The organism is Sphingomonas sabuli (assembly GCF_014352855.1).
In the GTDB taxonomy this organism is placed as follows: Bacteria; Pseudomonadota; Alphaproteobacteria; order Sphingomonadales; family Sphingomonadaceae; genus Sphingomicrobium; species Sphingomicrobium sabuli.
In genome coordinates, this window is record NZ_CP060697.1 from 1431840 (window position 1) to 1448512 (window position 16673).

General features: G+C 64.4%; 9 protein-coding genes. 7 read left to right on the forward strand and 2 right to left on the reverse strand.

Annotation, left to right across the window (positions count from 1 at the left end):
- Nucleotides 1-34: 34 nt before the first annotated feature.
- Nucleotides 35-3307, reverse strand: coding sequence for a TonB-dependent receptor (locus tag H8M03_RS07260; RefSeq protein WP_222931862.1), 3273 nt, complete (start codon nucleotides 3305-3307; stop codon nucleotides 35-37).
- A gap of 206 nt (nucleotides 3308-3513) precedes the next feature.
- Here H8M03_RS07260 and H8M03_RS07265 point away from each other — a divergent pair, with 206 nt between their 5' ends.
- The 6 genes from H8M03_RS07265 to H8M03_RS07290 are packed head-to-tail and all read left to right on the forward strand — an operon-like array spanning nucleotide 3514 to nucleotide 13123.
- Nucleotides 3514-5049 carry a tryptophan halogenase family protein gene (locus tag H8M03_RS07265; protein WP_281399831.1) on the forward strand — a complete coding sequence of 512 codons (1536 nt, stop codon included), beginning with the start codon at nucleotides 3514-3516 and terminating at the stop codon, nucleotides 5047-5049.
- Nucleotides 5046-6548, forward strand: coding sequence for a tryptophan 7-halogenase (locus H8M03_RS07270; RefSeq protein ID WP_187478813.1), 1503 nt, complete (start codon nucleotides 5046-5048; stop codon nucleotides 6546-6548). Before H8M03_RS07265 ends, H8M03_RS07270 begins: the two co-directional genes overlap by 4 nt.
- Entirely contained in the window at nucleotides 6545-8092 is a 1548-nt protein-coding gene (locus H8M03_RS07275) for a tryptophan halogenase family protein (protein WP_187478814.1), read from the forward strand. The genes H8M03_RS07270 and H8M03_RS07275 overlap by 4 nt, the downstream gene beginning before the upstream one ends.
- Entirely contained in the window at nucleotides 8089-9606 is a 1518-nt protein-coding gene (locus H8M03_RS07280; protein ID WP_187478815.1) for a tryptophan halogenase family protein, read from the forward strand. The genes H8M03_RS07275 and H8M03_RS07280 overlap by 4 nt, the downstream gene beginning before the upstream one ends.
- Nucleotides 9603-11273, forward strand: coding sequence for a glycoside hydrolase family 43 protein (locus tag H8M03_RS07285; RefSeq protein ID WP_343070833.1), 1671 nt, complete (start codon nucleotides 9603-9605; stop codon nucleotides 11271-11273). Before H8M03_RS07280 ends, H8M03_RS07285 begins: the two co-directional genes overlap by 4 nt.
- The gene (locus H8M03_RS07290; RefSeq protein WP_246448786.1) at nucleotides 11270-13123 is read left to right on the forward strand and encodes a glycoside hydrolase family 9 protein; all 1854 of its coding nucleotides are present in this window, start codon (nucleotides 11270-11272) and stop codon (nucleotides 13121-13123) included. The genes H8M03_RS07285 and H8M03_RS07290 overlap by 4 nt, the downstream gene beginning before the upstream one ends.
- On the opposite strand, the gene H8M03_RS07295 is transcribed toward H8M03_RS07290, so the two are convergent.
- Complete coding sequence (locus H8M03_RS07295) at nucleotides 13120-15504, reverse strand: glycoside hydrolase family 3 N-terminal domain-containing protein (protein WP_187480992.1); 2385 nt, start codon at nucleotides 15502-15504, stop codon at nucleotides 13120-13122. The two genes, H8M03_RS07290 and H8M03_RS07295, sit on opposite strands and share 4 nt — an antisense overlap.
- 101 nt (nucleotides 15505-15605) lie before the next feature.
- Between H8M03_RS07295 and H8M03_RS07300 the strand changes: the two genes are divergently transcribed.
- Nucleotides 15606-16640, forward strand: a complete 1035-nt coding sequence (locus tag H8M03_RS07300; protein ID WP_187478816.1) for a LacI family DNA-binding transcriptional regulator — start codon at nucleotides 15606-15608, stop codon at nucleotides 16638-16640.
- Nucleotides 16641-16673: the final 33 nt, after the last annotated feature.

The window sequence follows — 16673 nt, forward strand, 5'->3', positions numbered from 1 at the left end:
TGGCTGGACCCTCGAGAGGGCCGAAACCTCGCCCCTAGAAGGAGACGCGAAGGATCCCGGTAAAGCGCCGGTCATTCATGAACCACGAACGCGGTGCCGTTAGCAGGTCGTTATTGAGGACCTGCGACGTCTTGGTGACCTCGTTGAGCAGGTTAACGCCCTGCACGCCGAGCTTCACCTTGTCGTTAATGGAGTAGAAGATCGACCCGTCCAGCTGTCCCGTCGCATTGTTGAGGATCGGCGCGAACGGCACGATCACGTCACGGGCGGTCAGCAGGAATTTCGAACGCCAGTTGTACGCGAGGCGCACGGACCACGGTCCATATTCATAGAATGGGGACAGGTTGAGCGTGTGCTTCGACAGGCCCTGCAAAGGCAGCAGGCCGGTGTCGACGTTGGACTGGTTGCCCGCCGCGACGTCCGGATCGGTTTCGGACAGCGTGCTTTGACTGACGCCGCTGGAATCGACGAACGTGTAGCTGGCCGAGAAACCGAGGCCCGACAATGCGCCCGGCAGGAAGTTGTAGACCTGCTGGTAGGCAAGCTCGAAGCCCTTGATCTTGCCAGTGTCTTCCGAGTTGACGGGCGTCGTGACGAGGGCATCGAAAGTCGCCCCGTTGTTAGTGAACGGAATGCGCTCGACGCCGTTGGTCAGCACGCCCTTGAGCCGCTTGTAGAAGAGCGACGCGCTGAGCTGGCCCAGCCCATTGCCGGCGAAATACCATTCCGCCGTTAAGTCGAAATTGGTCCCTTCGATCGGCTTCAGATAAGGATTGCCGACCGTGGCCCGGGCAATCGGCAAGCCGCCCCCGGCTTCGATGTCTTCCTGGTTCGCCGCCAGCGTGAGCAGATAATAGTTGCGGGTCAGGCCGAATTCGGGCGGCGTGATGCTCTTCGAGAAAGCGGCGCGGAACTGCAGTCCGTTGCCGACTTCCAGCTTGGCGTTGAACGCCGGCAGCCAGTAATCGTAATTCACCGTCACCGTGTCGGTGGCGATAGCGCCGTTCGCGAACTGCCGCGCCGATTCCCGTACGTTCGCCGGCAATTGGCAGAACGGCGTCGGGCCGGACGGTCCAGGAGTGTTGCAATCCGCCTCGGTCGAGAAAGTGACCAGGTTGAATACCTGGCTGCCTTCGGACGATCGGCGTGTATGGCTGTAGCGGACGCCGATATTGCCGCTCAGCTTCTGGCCGCCGTCGAATTCGTGGCCAAAGCGGGCCATGACATACGCCGCCTTGTTGCGTTCATCGACCGGGTTGATTTCGCCGGGCAGGAACGGTGTGCCGTTGACCGTTCCGCATCGCATCGCGAGCGGCACCCAGTTCTGCGGACAGCCGTTGACGAGCCGGTCGCGCCATTCATCGCCGATCAGCAGCGCATATTGGGCCAGCGCTTCGTAATCGCCAGCCGGATCGCCGCTATAGAACAGGCGCGGATCGCCGTTCTGCGGATCGCCGGCATCGCCGCGGAAGAAGCGCGGGAAATCGAACGGCCCCGCTTGCTGGCCGGCCGGGAAGCCGCCCGGCGTGTTGGGCGAACCGTCGACCAGGTCGTCCATCCAGACTGGCCCGCGGCCACCCCAGATCTCGCTGAGCACGCCCCAATTGTAGGTCGAGAACCGGGCGACGTTATCCCGCTTTGCGTAGCGGACGCCGGCCCGGATCGAGGTCAACCAATCGGTCTCCGGGAAGGCATAATCCGCGTCGAACCGCGCCGAATGCTCCTTGCCGTCGCTGTCTTCGATGTGATCCATCGCGCTGCGGAAGAAGTTGTTATACGGGTCGGAGAAGCTGTTGTGCACATTGCCGTTCTGATCGACCCCGAAATAGCTTGGGGGATCGGGGACGGCACCGCCGGCCAGATCGGTACACGGGCTGTTCGCATCGGGCCCCGAACAGACTTCCGGGGGCAGGAAGACAATGTCGGGCAGGTCGCTGCCGTTCATGTCGATGGACGCGTTCTGGAACGTCGATCCCCAGATCCCGACATCGAGGTTGTTGACGTGCGATGACACCCGCTGGAGGTCCAGGTTTAGGGTCAGTCGGTCGGTCGCGTCCCACTTGAAATTCGCGCCGATATCCGTCGTCACATAGCGCTGTTCGACCGATCGCTTGATGTTGTTGCTCTGCAGTCCGTAGATCGGCGTGCGCACGTCGCCGTTGCCGCCCCAGGCGGTCGTGTTCTGCTGGTCGTCGCGCCATCCGGTGGGGCCGGTGATGACCCCGTTGTCGAACAGGCCGTCGTCGTCGAAGTCGAGCGTCGTTCCGGGGACGGCCCGGCTGTCGCCGTTGGACGTGACGTTGTCGGTCGCGATTTCGATCGCGTGCTCGGTCCAGGATTCGCGCGAATCCGACCGCAGGAATTGCAGCGTCGCAAGCATCGTCTGGTCGTTGCTGCGCCACTGGGCGGCGGCGGAATAGCCGCGGCGCGTGCGGTCCGTTTCCTGACTGCGCATGGCGGCGCCGCGCGGCAGATAACCGGTGCCCTGTGCAGTGGCGCCGTCGAACGGAATCACGTCGGTCCGCGAACCGTCGCTGTACAGCGTGCGGGCGCCGTAGTTGGAAATCTGGATGCCGTCGCTGCGGAACTTCAGTTTCGAATAAGCGACGCTGCCCAACAGGCCGAATTCTCCGATCGGCGTGTCCCAGCGATTGGCGGCAAGGACCGAAAACGTCGGCGCGGCCTCACGACGAAGATCGCCCCAGCTGACTTCAGCCGAACCGGCGACGACCCAGCCCGCCTTCTGGTCGAACGGGACGCGGGTGCGCAGATTGACGGTGCCGGCAATGCCGCCTTCGACCATGTCGGCCGACGGACTTTTGAAGACATCGACGCCGCCAAGAAGTTCGGACGGAACGTCGGAGAAGCTAAGGCCGCGGCCGTTGTTCGCGCTAAAGGTGTCGCGCCCGTTCAACTCACTGCGGACATAGGTCAGGCCGCGAACGACGACGCCGCTGCCTTCGGTCGAAAAGTGATCCGGATCCCGGCCCGCGGCAAAGCGGTCGATGGCCACGCCAGGGATGCGCTGCAGCGCCTCCGTGACCGAGCGGTCGGGAAGCGCGCTAATGTCTTCGGCAGTCACGGAATCGACCACCACGTCGGAATTGCGCTTGATGTCCTGCGACCGTTGCAAGCTGCGCCGGATGCCGGTCACGACGATCGTGTCGGCGTTGGGAACAGGCTGCGCTTCTTCGGTCGGCGAACTGGGGTTGGAGGACGTGCCTTCCTGCTGTTCCGCGGCTGTCGTCGACACGTCGTTGGTCGGCGCTTCCGGATCGGCCGGCGGCACGGTCTGGGCAATGGCCACATAGGGATTTGCAAAAATACACAGCGCCAGAATCGATACGCTGGCTTTAAGCGCAGCCGGTGCTCGCCGGTCCCGGCTATTCCACGAATCGCGCAACTTGACCTCCCCCTCGAACAAAACGTTAGCGCTAACACTTGACGATGATTCTTGCGCTGTTAGCGGTAACGTAATCTGCTATTTCACGAACAATCAATGCACATTCGATTGTGCAATGCAGCAATCTGGAGGGGGCAATCATCGCCGGCAGACCTATCCGTATCGTCATTGTCGGCGGCGGATCTGCAGGGTGGATGACCGCCGCTGCGCTGCGCAGCAAATTGTCGCCGGCGGCAGCCGAAATCCATCTGGTCGAATCGGCCGAGATCGGAACGGTCGGGGTCGGTGAAGCGACCGTCCCGCACATCCGATTTTTCAATTCGGCCCTCGGTGTCGACGAAGCCGAATTCATGCGGCGGACGAAAGCGACCTTCAAACTGGGGATCGAATTTCGCAACTGGGCGCAGATCGGCGACAGCTATATCCATCCGTTCGGCGCTTTCGGCGCGGATGTTTCGGGCACTCCCTTCCTGCAGCAATGGGTTAGGTCGGGAGGGCCAGCGCGCGGTTCTCTCGAAGCCTATTCGCTTCCCGTCGCCGCAGCGCGCAAGGGCCGGTTCGCGCATCCGGCATCCGACCCGCGGCGCATCGAATCCACCTATTCCTATGCGTACCAGTTCGACGCCGGGCTTTACGGCCGGTTCCTGCGCGACCTGGCCGAAGAGCGCGGTGTGGTCCGTACCGAAGGGACGATCGTGGCGGTCGACAGCGATCCTGAGTCCGGCATCCGGTCGATCACGCTGAAAGACGGACAGGAAGTCGCCGGCGACCTGTTCGTCGATTGCAGCGGGTTTCGCGCCCTGCTGATCGGACAGGCGATGGGCAGCACCTTCGAATCCTGGCGCCGCTGGTTGCCGTGCGATCGCGCCGTCGCGGTGCCGTGCCGCTCGGCTGGGCCCGAAATCGATCCGTACACACGGGCCACCGCGCAATCCGCCGGCTGGATCTGGCGCATTCCGCTGCAGCATCGTGTCGGCAACGGACACGTCTATGCCAGCGAGTTTGTCGGCGACGAAGAAGCCGAACGTCTGCTACTGGACCAGCTGGAAGGCGAAGCTCTGGCAGCACCGAACCGACTGCGTTTCGAAGCCGGGCGGAGGGACCGGCAATGGGTTGCCAATTGCGTTGCCATCGGTTTGTCCGCGGGATTTCTCGAACCGCTGGAATCGACCAGCATCCATCTTATCCAGTTGGCGATCACCAACCTGCTAGAGCTTCTTCCGGACGATTTGCGCGATGCTTCCGCCGCCGCGGAGTTCAACCGCATTATGGACGTGGAATACGAACGCATCCGCGACTTCCTGATCCTGCACTATTGCGCGACCGAGCGGGACGACAGCCCGTTCTGGGACTATTGCCGGACAATGGAGTTGCCGCCTTCCCTCGATGAGAAGATTGCGTTGTTCAGGGACCGCGGGCTGGTTGCCAGCTATCGTAACGGCATGTTCCTGGAGCCAAGCTGGATCGCAGTTTTCGCCGGGCAGCGCATCTTCCCGCACCATTCGTCCGCGGCGGCGGCCGGCGTTCCGGCAACCGTCGCCGGCAAGGCGCTTGACGCCATGCGCAACGAGGTTGAGCGAGCAGCCGTCGCGCTACCCAGACACGGCGATTATCTGCGCCAGATCGGCGCGGCGGCCATTGCATGATGTCCGCCGGGAAGCAGCAGCTTGTGATCGTTGGCGATGGCTTTGCCGGCTCGACCGCCGCGGCCATGCTCTCCTGTGCCCTGCCTGCGGACCGCTTCGCCGTTTCCATTTGCGCAGCGAGCGGTGACGATCCGGACGACCTTGCGGCAGTGCAGCCGCTTTCGCCCGGCATTGGCCGGCTGTGCGCCCGTACCGGCATCGCCGAAAACGACCTGATCAATCTTGCCGGCGGCAGCTTTGCATTGGGCACCGCTTTTTCAAACTGGGGCGCGCGGGGCGAAGGCTTTCTGCCGTTCGGCGACATCGGCGTTCCGCTCTTCGGACTCCCGTTCGGACCGGTCGCCCTGCATGCGCGCCAAAGCCCGGACCAGTTCCTGCTGTCCGACTTTTCCGTCGCCACCCTGCTTGCGCGATCCGGCCGCTTTCAGCGTCCGTCTCCCGATCCGCGCTCGCCAATGTCGTCCTTCGACTACGGGATGCACGTGCTCCGCAAGCCGTACCTGGCGCAGCTGCGCTCGGTCGCCAGACGGGGCGGGGTCCAGTCGCTTGGCGTCGTTCGGGATGCAACCATCACGGACGGTCGCGTGGCGGAGTTTGTCCTGGATGACGGCGAGCGCGTCGCCACCGACTTCGTAATCGATGCCAGCGGACCGCAACGCCGGATTGCCTCCCGGCTCGGTGCAACCTTTTGCAGCTGGTCGGAAAGTTTCGGCTACGATCGGGTCGGCGCGCAATCTTTTGCGACCGACGTTCCGCCGTCCCCGTTCGCGATGATGACAGCCCACGCGTGCGGTTGGCGCCTGAGCTGCCCGGCGCAGGGGATGGTCAGCGAAGTTGTTAGTTTCGATTCCGCGCGCGCCAGCGATTCGGACATCGCCGGAAAACTGGTCGCGAACAGCTACGGCGAGCCGCGTGAGGCCATGCATTTCGCCGCCTGCGCACCGGGCCGTCTGGATCGTGCGTGGAGCGGAAACTGTGTTGCGATCGGCAGTGCGTCGGCCGTGACCGAGCCGGGATCGGCAGAGGCGGCCGATCTTCTGGTGTCCGCCCTGGAGAATTTCCTAACGCTCTACTCCGGATCGCCGGATGCGGTCACGGAAGCCGGCGAATATAACCGCCTGTCCGCCAACGCCCTCGACTGCGCCCGCGACTTTGCGGCGGCGCGCTACATACTTGGCGCTCGGCCCGGCGATCCATTCTGGGCCGATCGCGCAAAGGCGGACCCCTCGCCCTCGCTCGCCGCGAAGATCGCGGCGTTTCGAGCGCGCGGCCGGGTTCCGCTGGTCGACGGCGATCGTGCCGACGAGGAAGAATGGGCGACGTTGCTCGACATGCTCGGCGTCGTACCCGCGCAAGTCGGACTGATGACATCAAGCGTCCCGGCCGAGGATGCGCGTCGGCAGCTGGCGAGGTTGCGCGAGGCAATGATCAGGGCCGTGGTCAGCGCGCCGAGGCATGGCGATTATCTGGCGTCGCTGGGCCGGGAGGCGGCGGCATGAGCGATAGCCAGCCCCTGTCTCACATATTGATCGTAGGCGGCGGAACTGCCGGGTGGATGGCCGCTGCTGCCCTTTCGCGGCTGACCCAGTCCGGGGTCGGAATCACGCTGGTCGAGTCCGAAGAGATCGGCGCGATCGGTGTGGGCGAGGCGACGATCCCGCCCATTCGCACCTTCAACGCGATGATCGGCGTCGATGAACGCGACTTCGTCCGCGCGACCGGAGCAACCTACAAGCTGGGCATCGAATTCGTCGATTGGGCACGGCGCGGCGATCGATATCTGCATCCTTTCGGCACATTCGGCGCCGACATGGACGGCGTGAATTTCCACCAATATTGGCTACGGCTGAAAGCGCACGGGCTGGGTGGGTCGATCGAAGACTACAATCTGTGCGCGCAGGCCGCGCGGCTGGGCCGGTTCCAGTTGCCCGAGCGCGATCCCCGCTCCATCCTCTCGACGCTCAATTACGCTTATCATTTCGACGCGGCCGCCTATGCCGCTTTCCTGCGCGGCAACGCCGAAGCGCGCGGCGTCAGCCGCGTCGAGGGCATGGTCAAGAACGTCGAACGACGCGGCGAAGACGGCTTCGTTGCTGCGGTGACGCTCAGCGACGGGCGGCGGCTGGCGGCCGATCTCTTCGTCGATTGCAGCGGCTTTCGCGGCTTGCTGATCCGGCAGGCTCTGGGGGTCGGTTACGACGACTGGAGCGAATATCTGCCGTGCGACCGGGCGGTCGCCTTGCCCGTGGGCGGGAACGCGCAGCCGCTACCCTACACTCGGGCCACGGCGCTGGATGCCGGATGGCATTGGCGCATCCCGCTGCAACATCGGCTGGGCACGGGCTATGTCTATTCCAGCCACCATCTGTCCGATGACGAAGCGACCGACACCGCGGTGTCGCGGGCCGAAGGGGAAGCGCTCGGCGAGCCCCGGCTGATCCGCTTCACGGCCGGCCGGCTGCGCAAGGCATGGAGCCACAACGTCGTCGCGCTGGGCCTTGCCTCCGGGTTTCTGGAGCCGCTCGAATCGACCAGTATCCACCTCGTCCAGGCCGGCATTTCCAAGCTCCTCGCGATGCTTCCCGATGGTCGTTTCACGCCGGTGCTCGAAGACGAATATAATCGGCTGACCAGCGGCCAGATGGAGCAGGTCCGCGATTTCATTATCCTGCACTACAAGGCGACCGAACGGGACGATTCCGCCTTCTGGCGATCAGTGGCGGCAATGGCCGTCCCCGACACCCTGCAACGCAAGATCGACCTGTTTCGCGAATGCGGCCGTATCTTCTGGCATGATGACGATCTGTTCAGTGAGGCCAGCTGGCTGGCGGTCATGCTTGGGCAGAACATTGTCCCGCGCCGCTGGGACCCGCTTGCCGACGCGGTCCCGATCGGCGACCTGTCGGCAATCTTCGATCGCATGGGCAAGGCGATGAATGAGGCCGCCCGGGCCATGCCGACGCACGCACAATTCCTCGCCGCCACCATCAACGACGGGCAACGTCAGGCCCGGCAGCCCATTTCAGCAGGATCTCTTCAGTGACCGACCAGCGCATTCGTAAAGTTGTCATCGTTGGCGGCGGCACCGCCGGGTGGATGAGCGCGGCCACCCTCGCGAAGATCCTTACCACCGAATATTGCGAGGTCGTCCTGATCGAAAGCGACGAGATCGGGATCATCGGCGTCGGCGAAGCGACGATCCCGCAAATGGCGACGTTCAACCGCATGCTTGAGCTCGACGAAGACGATTTCGTCCGCCGCACCAAGGGCACATTCAAGCTTGGCATCCAGTTCGTGAACTGGGGCCGTGAAGGTCACACCTATTTCCACCCGTTCGGATCCTATGGGCTGAACATGAAGGGCGTGTCCTTTCATTCGCACTGGTTGCGCATGCACGAACTGGGCGAAGCGGAGACGCTCGATCCCTGGTCCCTGCCGGCCTATGCAGGACAACGCGGCAAGTTCATGCGCCCTTTCGACGCCGGCAACTCGCCACTGTCGCAAATCGCCTACGCTTATCATTTCGACGCCGGTCTCTATGCCCGCTACTTGCGCGATTATGCCGAAACCCGCGGCGTGAAGCGCCAGGAAGGCAAGATCGTCGACGTCAACCTGCGCGGCGAGGACGGCTTCGTCGAGTCCGTCACACTGGCGGACGGCAGCAAGGTCGAGGGCGATTTCTTCATCGACTGCTCGGGCTTTCGCGGACTGATCATCGAGCAGGCTCTGAAGGCGGGGTATGAAGACTGGTCGCATTACCTTCCCTGCAACCGCGCAATCGCGGTGCCGTGCGAAAGCACGGACGACATCGTCCCCTACACCCGTTCCACGGCGCGATCGGCTGGATGGCAATGGCGCATTCCGCTGCAGCACCGGATCGGCAACGGCCATGTCTTCGCCAGTGACTTCATCAGCGACGAGGACGCGGCGGACACACTCTTGTCCAACCTCGACGGCAAGCCGTTGGCGGACCCGCGCGTGGTGCCGTTCACGACCGGTCGGCGCAAGCAGATGTGGGTCAAGAATTGCGTTTCGCTGGGTCTTGCCGCGGGGTTTCTGGAACCGCTGGAATCGACCAGCATCTGGCTGGTGCAGAGCGGATTGTCGCGGCTTATGACAATGTTCCCCGACCGCACCTTCCAGCAGGCCGACATCGACCGTTACAATCGCATCGTTTCCAACGAATATGAAATTGTGCGCGAATTCCTGGTGCTGCATTACAAGGCGACCGAGCGCGACGATTCCGAGTTCTGGAAATATTGCCGGAACATGCCGATCCCTGAGCGGCTCGAGGAGAAGATCCGCGTGTTCAACGCCTACGGGCGGACGTTCCGCGAGAATGACGAACTGTTCAACGACACCAGCTGGTTCGCGGTGATGATTGGCCAGTTGATGCGGCCGCGCACCTACGACCCGGTGGCTGACATCCTGTCGGTGGACGAGACCCGCGCCCGTCTCCGGCACATCGCCGATACAGTCCACAACAGCGCGGATTACATGCCATCCCACAAGCAATTCATCATTGAGAATTGCGCCGCCGAGGAGCTTGCAGCGTGAACATCCGCAGCGCCATGCTCTGGCTTACATTTGTTAGCGCTCACAGCGCGGCGGCGGCGGCCCCGGCGGCGTTCGACTGGTTCGAATATTCAGGCACGGAAGCTGGCCCAGCCGCCGGCCCCGGGGAGTTCTCCAACCCCATCCTGCAGGGCTTTTACCCCGATCCCAGCATCACCCAGGTCGGCAACGATTATTATCTCGTCACCTCGACCTTCGCTTATTTTCCCGGCCTGCCCGTCTTTCACAGCCGCGACCTCGTCAACTGGACACAGGTCGGCAACGCCATCGACCGTAACAGCCAGCTCGATTTCAAGGCGCTGGGACTGTCGCGCGGCGTTTTCGCGCCCGGGATCAGCTGGCACGACGGCACCTTCTACATCGCCAACACCTGCGTCGATTGCGGGGGCAATTTCGTCATCACCGCCAGCGATCCGGCCGGACCCTGGTCGGACCCGGCCTGGCTACCGGACCTTGAAGGCGGCATCGATCCGTCGTTGGTGTTTGAGGACGGTCAGGCCTTCATCCTCAACAACGGGCCGCCCCCCGGCGAGCCCAAATATGACGGGCACCGCGCGATCTGGATCCAGCGGTTCGATACCCGGACGCTCAAAACCTTTGGGCCGCGGACGCTGCTCCTCGACGGGGGCGTCCGGCCGGAGGAAAAGCCGATCTGGATCGAGGGGCCCCACATCTTTTCGAAGGACGGCTATTATTATCTGATCGCCGCGGAAGGCGGCACCAGCGTCAATCATTCGCAGGTGGTCTTGCGCAGCAAGGCGGTGACCGGACCGTATGAGCCGTTCGCCGGCAATCCCATCCTGACGCAGCGCGACCTTCCCGAGGATCGCGTCCTGCCCGTCACATCCGCCGGCCATGCCGATTTCGTCACGACCCCGTCCGGCGAATGGTGGACGACTTTCCTCGCCACGCGGCCCTATTCGGGCGATTATTACAATACCGGCCGCGAGACGTTCCTGCTGCCGGTGCGCTGGGTCGACGGATGGCCGCGGATCACCGAACCGGGCGCGCGCATTCCCACTATTCTCAAGCGGCCCGACCTCCCGGCGACCGCGCCGCCGGCAACGCCCACGCGCGGCACCTTCACCGTCCGCGAGGAGTTCGACGGCGCCCGGCTTCCCCCCGGCTGGATGATGATGCGCAACCCGCGCCAGCTGTGGTGGTCGCTGCAGTCCGGCCAACTGCTGCTGCAGCCGCGCGCCGTGGCGCTTGGCGATCAGGGCAATCCGTCCTTTCTCGCTCGTCGCCAGCAGCATCTGCAGGCCAGCGCCACCACCAGCGTTCGCATCGATTCGCGAACGGGCGAAGCGGGGCTGGTCGCGCTGCAGAACGACGATTACTGGTATGCCATCGTGGTCGGCCACGACGGCGGCCATCCAACGATCACCGTCAAGCGCCGCGCCGGGCCGGACGATCCCAAGGTCGGCAAGGTTGTCGCCAGCCGACGGTTGGCGACACAGCCCGGTTTGCCCGTCCAGCTTCGCATCCGCGCCGATGGTCCCGCTTACGCCTTCGACTGGAGCAGCGATGGCACGACCTGGACGACCCTGGTCGACAAGGCGGACGGAACGATCCTCAGCACGAAGACGGCTGGTGGCTTCGTCGGCGCCGTATTCGGACTCTACGCCTACGATGGAGGAGCCAGATGACGATGCGCGCGATCGGGGCCGCCCTTGTAATGTTGGTCACAGGGCAGGCAGCGTTTGCGCAGCCGTTGGCGGTCCATGCCAATCAGGTCGGCATGTTGCCCGCCGGCGCCAAGCGCGCGATCGTCACCAGCGCGTCCAAGCAGCCGCTTCCATGGCGCCTGCTCGACACCGACGGCACGACGCGCGCAAGCGGATTGACCAGCCCGTTCGGCGCCGACCGCTGGTCGGGCCAAGCCATCCACCGCATCGATTTCTCAAGTTTCACGAGTGCCGGGCCCGCATACCGGCTGGTGGTCGGAGAAGCGACTAGCGAACCGTTCGATATTTCGGCCGCGACCTATGCTCCGCTCGCTCGCGATGCGCTGGGCTATTTTTATCAGACACGTGCCGGCATTCCGATCGAGGCGCGATTTGCCGGGGCGCAATGGGCGCGGCCGGCGGGCCATGCGACCGAAGCGGCGAAATGCCTCGCGGGCACGGATGGGCACGGCAACGCCTGGCCGGGCTGCGTCTATAGCCTCGACGTGCGCGGCGGTTGGTACGACGCCGGGGACCACGGCAAATATGTCGTCAACGGCGGCATCAGCCTGTGGACGTTGCTCAACCTGCACGAACGCAACCAGCTGGCCGGCACGCCCGCGCAATTCGCGGACGGCAGGGCGGCCATCCCGGAAGCCGGAAACGGTGTTTCCGACCTGCTCGACGAAGCGCGCTGGCAACTCGAATTCTTCTTCCGCATGCAGGTGCCCGACAGCACAACGATGCAGCTCCCCGTCGGCGCGAAGCGCAACCAGCCGAAGCTGAAGTTCAGCCCGGTCGACGTGTCCGGGATGGTCCATCACAAGGTCAGCGATGACAAGTGGACTGGCATCCCGCTGCGTCCCGACCAAGACCGCGAACCGCGCGTGCTGTTTCCGCCGAGCACGGCCGCGACGCTCAACTTTGCCGCGGTCACAGCGCAATGCGCGCGCATCTGGAAGACCATCGATCCCGCCTTTGCCGCACGATGCCTTCAAGCCGCGGAGCGCGCCTGGGCAGCCGCCGCGCGAAACCCGGCAATCCATGCCATCGACGAATTTCCCGGCAGCGGCGGCTATGGCGACGCCGATCTGGCCGATGAATTCTATTGGGCGGCGGCCGAGCTGCTGGCAACGACGGGTCGGCCGGCCTACCGGAGCACCGTCGAAAGCTCTGCCTTCTACCGGCTTGCAACCGTCGGCGAACCTGGCTGGCCGGCCGTCGCGCCGCTCGGCACCATCACGCTGGCGCTGTTGCCCGGTGCCGTCGATCCGGCCGAACGATCAAGGCTGCGCACCGCCATCACCCGCGCCGCCGACGGCTTCCTCGGCGAGCGCGCCGGGGTGGGCTACGCGATCCCGTACGCGCCGGCCGAAGGCTATCCGTGGGGCTCAAACTCCAGCCTGCTGAACCGGGCCATGATCCTTGGACTGGCCGCCGACTTCACTGGCGACACGAAATATCGCGACGGCGTGATTGACGCGATGGACTATGTGCTCGGACGCAATCCGCTCAGCCGGTCCTACGTCACCGGCTACGGCGAACATCCGATGGCCAATCCGCATCATCGCTTCTGGGCGCGCGCTGCCGATCCTGCTTTCCCCCCGCCGCCTCCGGGCATCGTTTCTGGCGGTCCAAACAGCACCAGCAGCCCGCGACGCGACGAGCCGGTCGGACCCGCCAAGGGATGCGCTCCACAGACCTGCTGGGTCGATGACTACCGGTCGTTCACCACCAACGAAGTGGCGATCAACTGGAACGCGCCGCTGCTGTGGACGGCAGCCTGGCTGGACCAGGTCGGGGCCGGTGCCCCGCTTGGCGCGCTGCGCTAGCGGACGGTCAGTTTCGTGCTTTTCAGCGCTGCCGAGTTCGGGCCCGCCGACACGGTAAAAGTGCCCGGCTCGACGACCCGCTTCATGTCGATGTTCCACAACGACAGGTCGCGCGGCGTCAGTTCGAATGTGACCGTGCGGCGCTCGCCCGGCTGCAACGTGACCCGCTGAAACCGCTTCAGTTCAATCACCGGGCGCGTGACCGACGCTTCGTCGTCGCGCAGGTACAATTGCACCACTTCGTCGCCCGCGCGCCGGCCGGTGTTCGTCACGTCGACCAGGACGCGCGCATTCTCGCCACTGGCGATACTGGCCTGCGCAAGCCGCGGCGCGGAGATATCGAAGCTGGTGTAGCTGAGCCCGTATCCGAACGGGAACAGGGGCTTCACCTCGTCGAACAGATAGCCGCGGCGGGCGCTCGGCTTCTGGCTGTAATAGACCGGCAGTTGCCCGGCCGATCGGGCGATCGTCACCGGGAGCTTTCCGCCCGGGTTGTAAGCGCCCAGCAAAACGTCGGCGACGGCGTGCCCTGTTTCCTGCCCGAGATACCAGCCCTCCAGCAACGCCGGCGCGTTCTCCGCAAGATAGTTCACCGACAGGGGGCGGCCGTTGAGCAGGACGACCACCGTCGGCTTGCCCAGCGCAAGGATTGCGCGGGCGAGGTCCTTCTGCTGACCGAAAAGGTCGAGCGAGGCCCGGTCACCAAGGTGCGTACCCGCCCATGCTTCACGGCTCAATTGCTCGTTTTCGCCCAGCACCATGACGATGGTGTCGGCCTGCCGCGCCTTGGCGACGGCTTCGGCGATCAGCTTGCGGTTGACCTCGGCGGGAATGACCTTGACCTCGTCGCAGGACCAGCACCGCGTTTCCGTAAGGCGGACGCCCTCGGCGTAATCGACCGAATATTTGCCCTGTCCGGCCGCCTGCAGGCCTTCGAGCACGCTGACCACATGGCGCGGCTCGTCGCTGTAGCCGCCGATCGGCGTCTCCTTCGCATGGCGGCCGACGACCAGCATCCGGTCGACCTTTGCCGCGTTCAAGGGCAAAAGCCCCCGGTCGTTCTTGAGGAGGACGACCGCTTCGCGCGCCGCCTGCCGCGCCAGCGCGACCGCATCCGGCGTGGCGGTCTCCGCTTCCGCGCTGGCCGGATCGGCATAGGGATTTTCAAACAGGCCGGACTGGAATTTCTGCCGCAGCACGCGGCGCACCGCATCGTCGACCAGGGCGATCGGAACGCGCCCGGACGTCACCAGCTTGGGCAGATGCACATACCCTTCGGGGTCGGGCATTTCGACATCCACGCCGGACTTGATCGCCCGCTCGGCGGCATCGGCGACGTTGCCGAACATCTTGTGCCGCGACACCAGCTCGCGGATCGCGAAATAGTCGCTGACCGTCGCACCCTTGAAGCCCCATTCGTCCTTCAGCACGTCGCGCAGCAGCCAGCGATTGGCATGGGAGGGAACGCCATCGATTTCGTTGTACGACGGCATCACCGACAGCACGGGAAGCTCCGTCACCGCACGTTCGAACGGCGGGAAGAAAACTTCGCGCAACGTGCGTTCCGAAATCTGCGCCGGGCCGACGTTGATGCCGCCTTCCGGCTGGCCGTGGCCGGTCATGTGCTTGAGGGTCACCAGCACCTTGTCGGACGCCAGCGGCAGCGTCTTTCCCTGGTAGCCGCGGATCGCTGCAAGCCCCATTTCGCTGACCAGATACGGATCCTCGCCATAGGTTTCCTCGATCCGTCCCCAGCGCGGGTCGCGGGCAACGTCGATGACCGGGGAAAGGGCCAGCGTCGCGCCCCGCGCGCGCATTTCGCGTGCCGCGACCGAAAACACCTTTTCCAGCAGCGCCGGGTTCCAGGTGCTGGCCAGGGCGATCGCCTGCGGGAAGCTGGTCGCGCCGCGCGCGACGTACCCGTGCAACGCCTCCTCGTGCATGATGATCGGAATGCCGAGCCGGGTGTTATTCACCGCCCAGCGCTGCGCCGCGTTGACATATTCGGCGGTGTCGCGGCCGTCGCGGTTGACCCCGGTTGCCGATGCACCCGCATCGCCCGCATTCGACGTGTCCACGCCGCGCTTGTCCGACGGGCGCGCGATCTGACCCAGACCGTGGGGGAAATTCTGAGTCGCTTCTTCCGGCGAAAAGACGCCGGCATCGGTCTGGATCTTGCCCTTCTGCTCCCACACCGCGATCAATTGCGCGACCTTTTCGTCGAGCGTCATCCGCCCCAAAAGGTCGTCGATCCGCTGTTCTACCGGCAGACTGGGGTTCTTGTACGGGACTTGCGCAGTGGGCGCGGTGTGCGCGGATCCGGCCGTCGCCATGGTGGCCAATGCCAGGGTGCCGAACGCAACTCTTCGCAAGCCCTGCATCCCGATCATGTCTCTCTCCCCTTTTGGTAGCGCTACCATATCGGTCTTTACCGGCGTTGCAATGCATGCCGCCGCTTCTTACAGCGCAAGCAGGAGAGCGCATGAAGCAGAGCCGGAGAGGCCGCGGAGGGGTAACGATCGACGACGTCGCGCGTCACGCCGGCGTCTCCGCGATGACGGTGTCGCGCGTCATCAACGGCGAGAACAATGTCCGCGACGCCACCCGCGATCGGGTCAAGGAAGCAATCGAGAAACTGTCCTTCCGCCCCAACACGGCGGCGCGCAATCTTGCCGCGGGCAAGGACGCGCATATTGCCTTGCTCTATTCCAATCCGTCGAATGCCTATTTCAGCGAGATCCTGGTCGGCGCGCTCGACGGCGCCCGCCGCGGCGGCCATCACCTGATCATCGAAACCTGCGACCTGAGCAGCAAGCAGGAGCAGGAGGACGCGGTTCGTCGGGCAATCAACGCACGCGCGCTGGGCGTCGTCATTCCGCCGCCGGTGTCCGAATCCAAGATCGTGCTGTCGGCGCTGGCCAAGGCCGAAATCCCGAGCGTCACGATCGTCATGGGTGAGCATTACAAGAACCCGCTCAATGTGCGCATGGACGACCGCGCGGCGGGGCAGGAAATGGTCGGCCACCTGATTGGGCTTGGCCATCGGCGTATCGGGATGATCCTCGGCGACCCCAACCAGCTGGCAAGCAAGCTTCGCTATCAAGGCTATGTCGACGCGCTTAACGCGGCCGGGATCGCGATCGACGAGACGCTCGTCGAGCAGGGGTATTTCGAATATAAGTCGGGACATATCGCAGCGGAAAAGCTGCTTAATCGCGCCGACCGGCCGACGGCCATTTTCGCCAGCAACGACGACATGGCGGCCGCCACTATCAGCGTCGCCCACCGCAGCGGGCTGGACGTTCCCGGCGATCTCAGCGTCGCCGGGTTCGACGATACCGCGCTTGCGACCAACGTGTGGCCGGAACTGACCACCATCCGTCAGCCGATTTGCGAAATGGCCGAGGCCGCAGTCGCCCTGCTGCTCGCAAATATCAATTCGCCAGTCAGGCATCCGGTCGAACGTGTGCTCGATTACCGGCTGGTCGTCCGTCAATCGACAGCCCCGCCGCGCTGATCCGCAAGCCTGAAAAATAATCATGGACGGCAG

What these genes read in the sequence shown, in the direction of transcription:
- H8M03_RS07270 (WP_187478813.1), top strand. Translation starts at nt 5,046, where the DNA reads ATGATGTCCGCCGGGAAGCAGCAGCTTGTGATCGTTGGCGATGGCTTT.
- H8M03_RS07275 (WP_187478814.1), top strand. Translation starts at nt 6,545, where the DNA reads ATGAGCGATAGCCAGCCCCTGTCTCACATATTGATCGTAGGCGGCGGA.
- H8M03_RS07290 (WP_246448786.1), top strand. Translation starts at nt 11,270, where the DNA reads ATGACGATGCGCGCGATCGGGGCCGCCCTTGTAATGTTGGTCACAGGG.
- H8M03_RS07295 (WP_187480992.1), bottom strand. Translation starts at nt 15,504, where the DNA reads ATGCAGGGCTTGCGAAGAGTTGCGTTCGGCACCCTGGCATTGGCCACC.
- H8M03_RS07300 (WP_187478816.1), top strand. Translation starts at nt 15,606, where the DNA reads ATGAAGCAGAGCCGGAGAGGCCGCGGAGGGGTAACGATCGACGACGTC.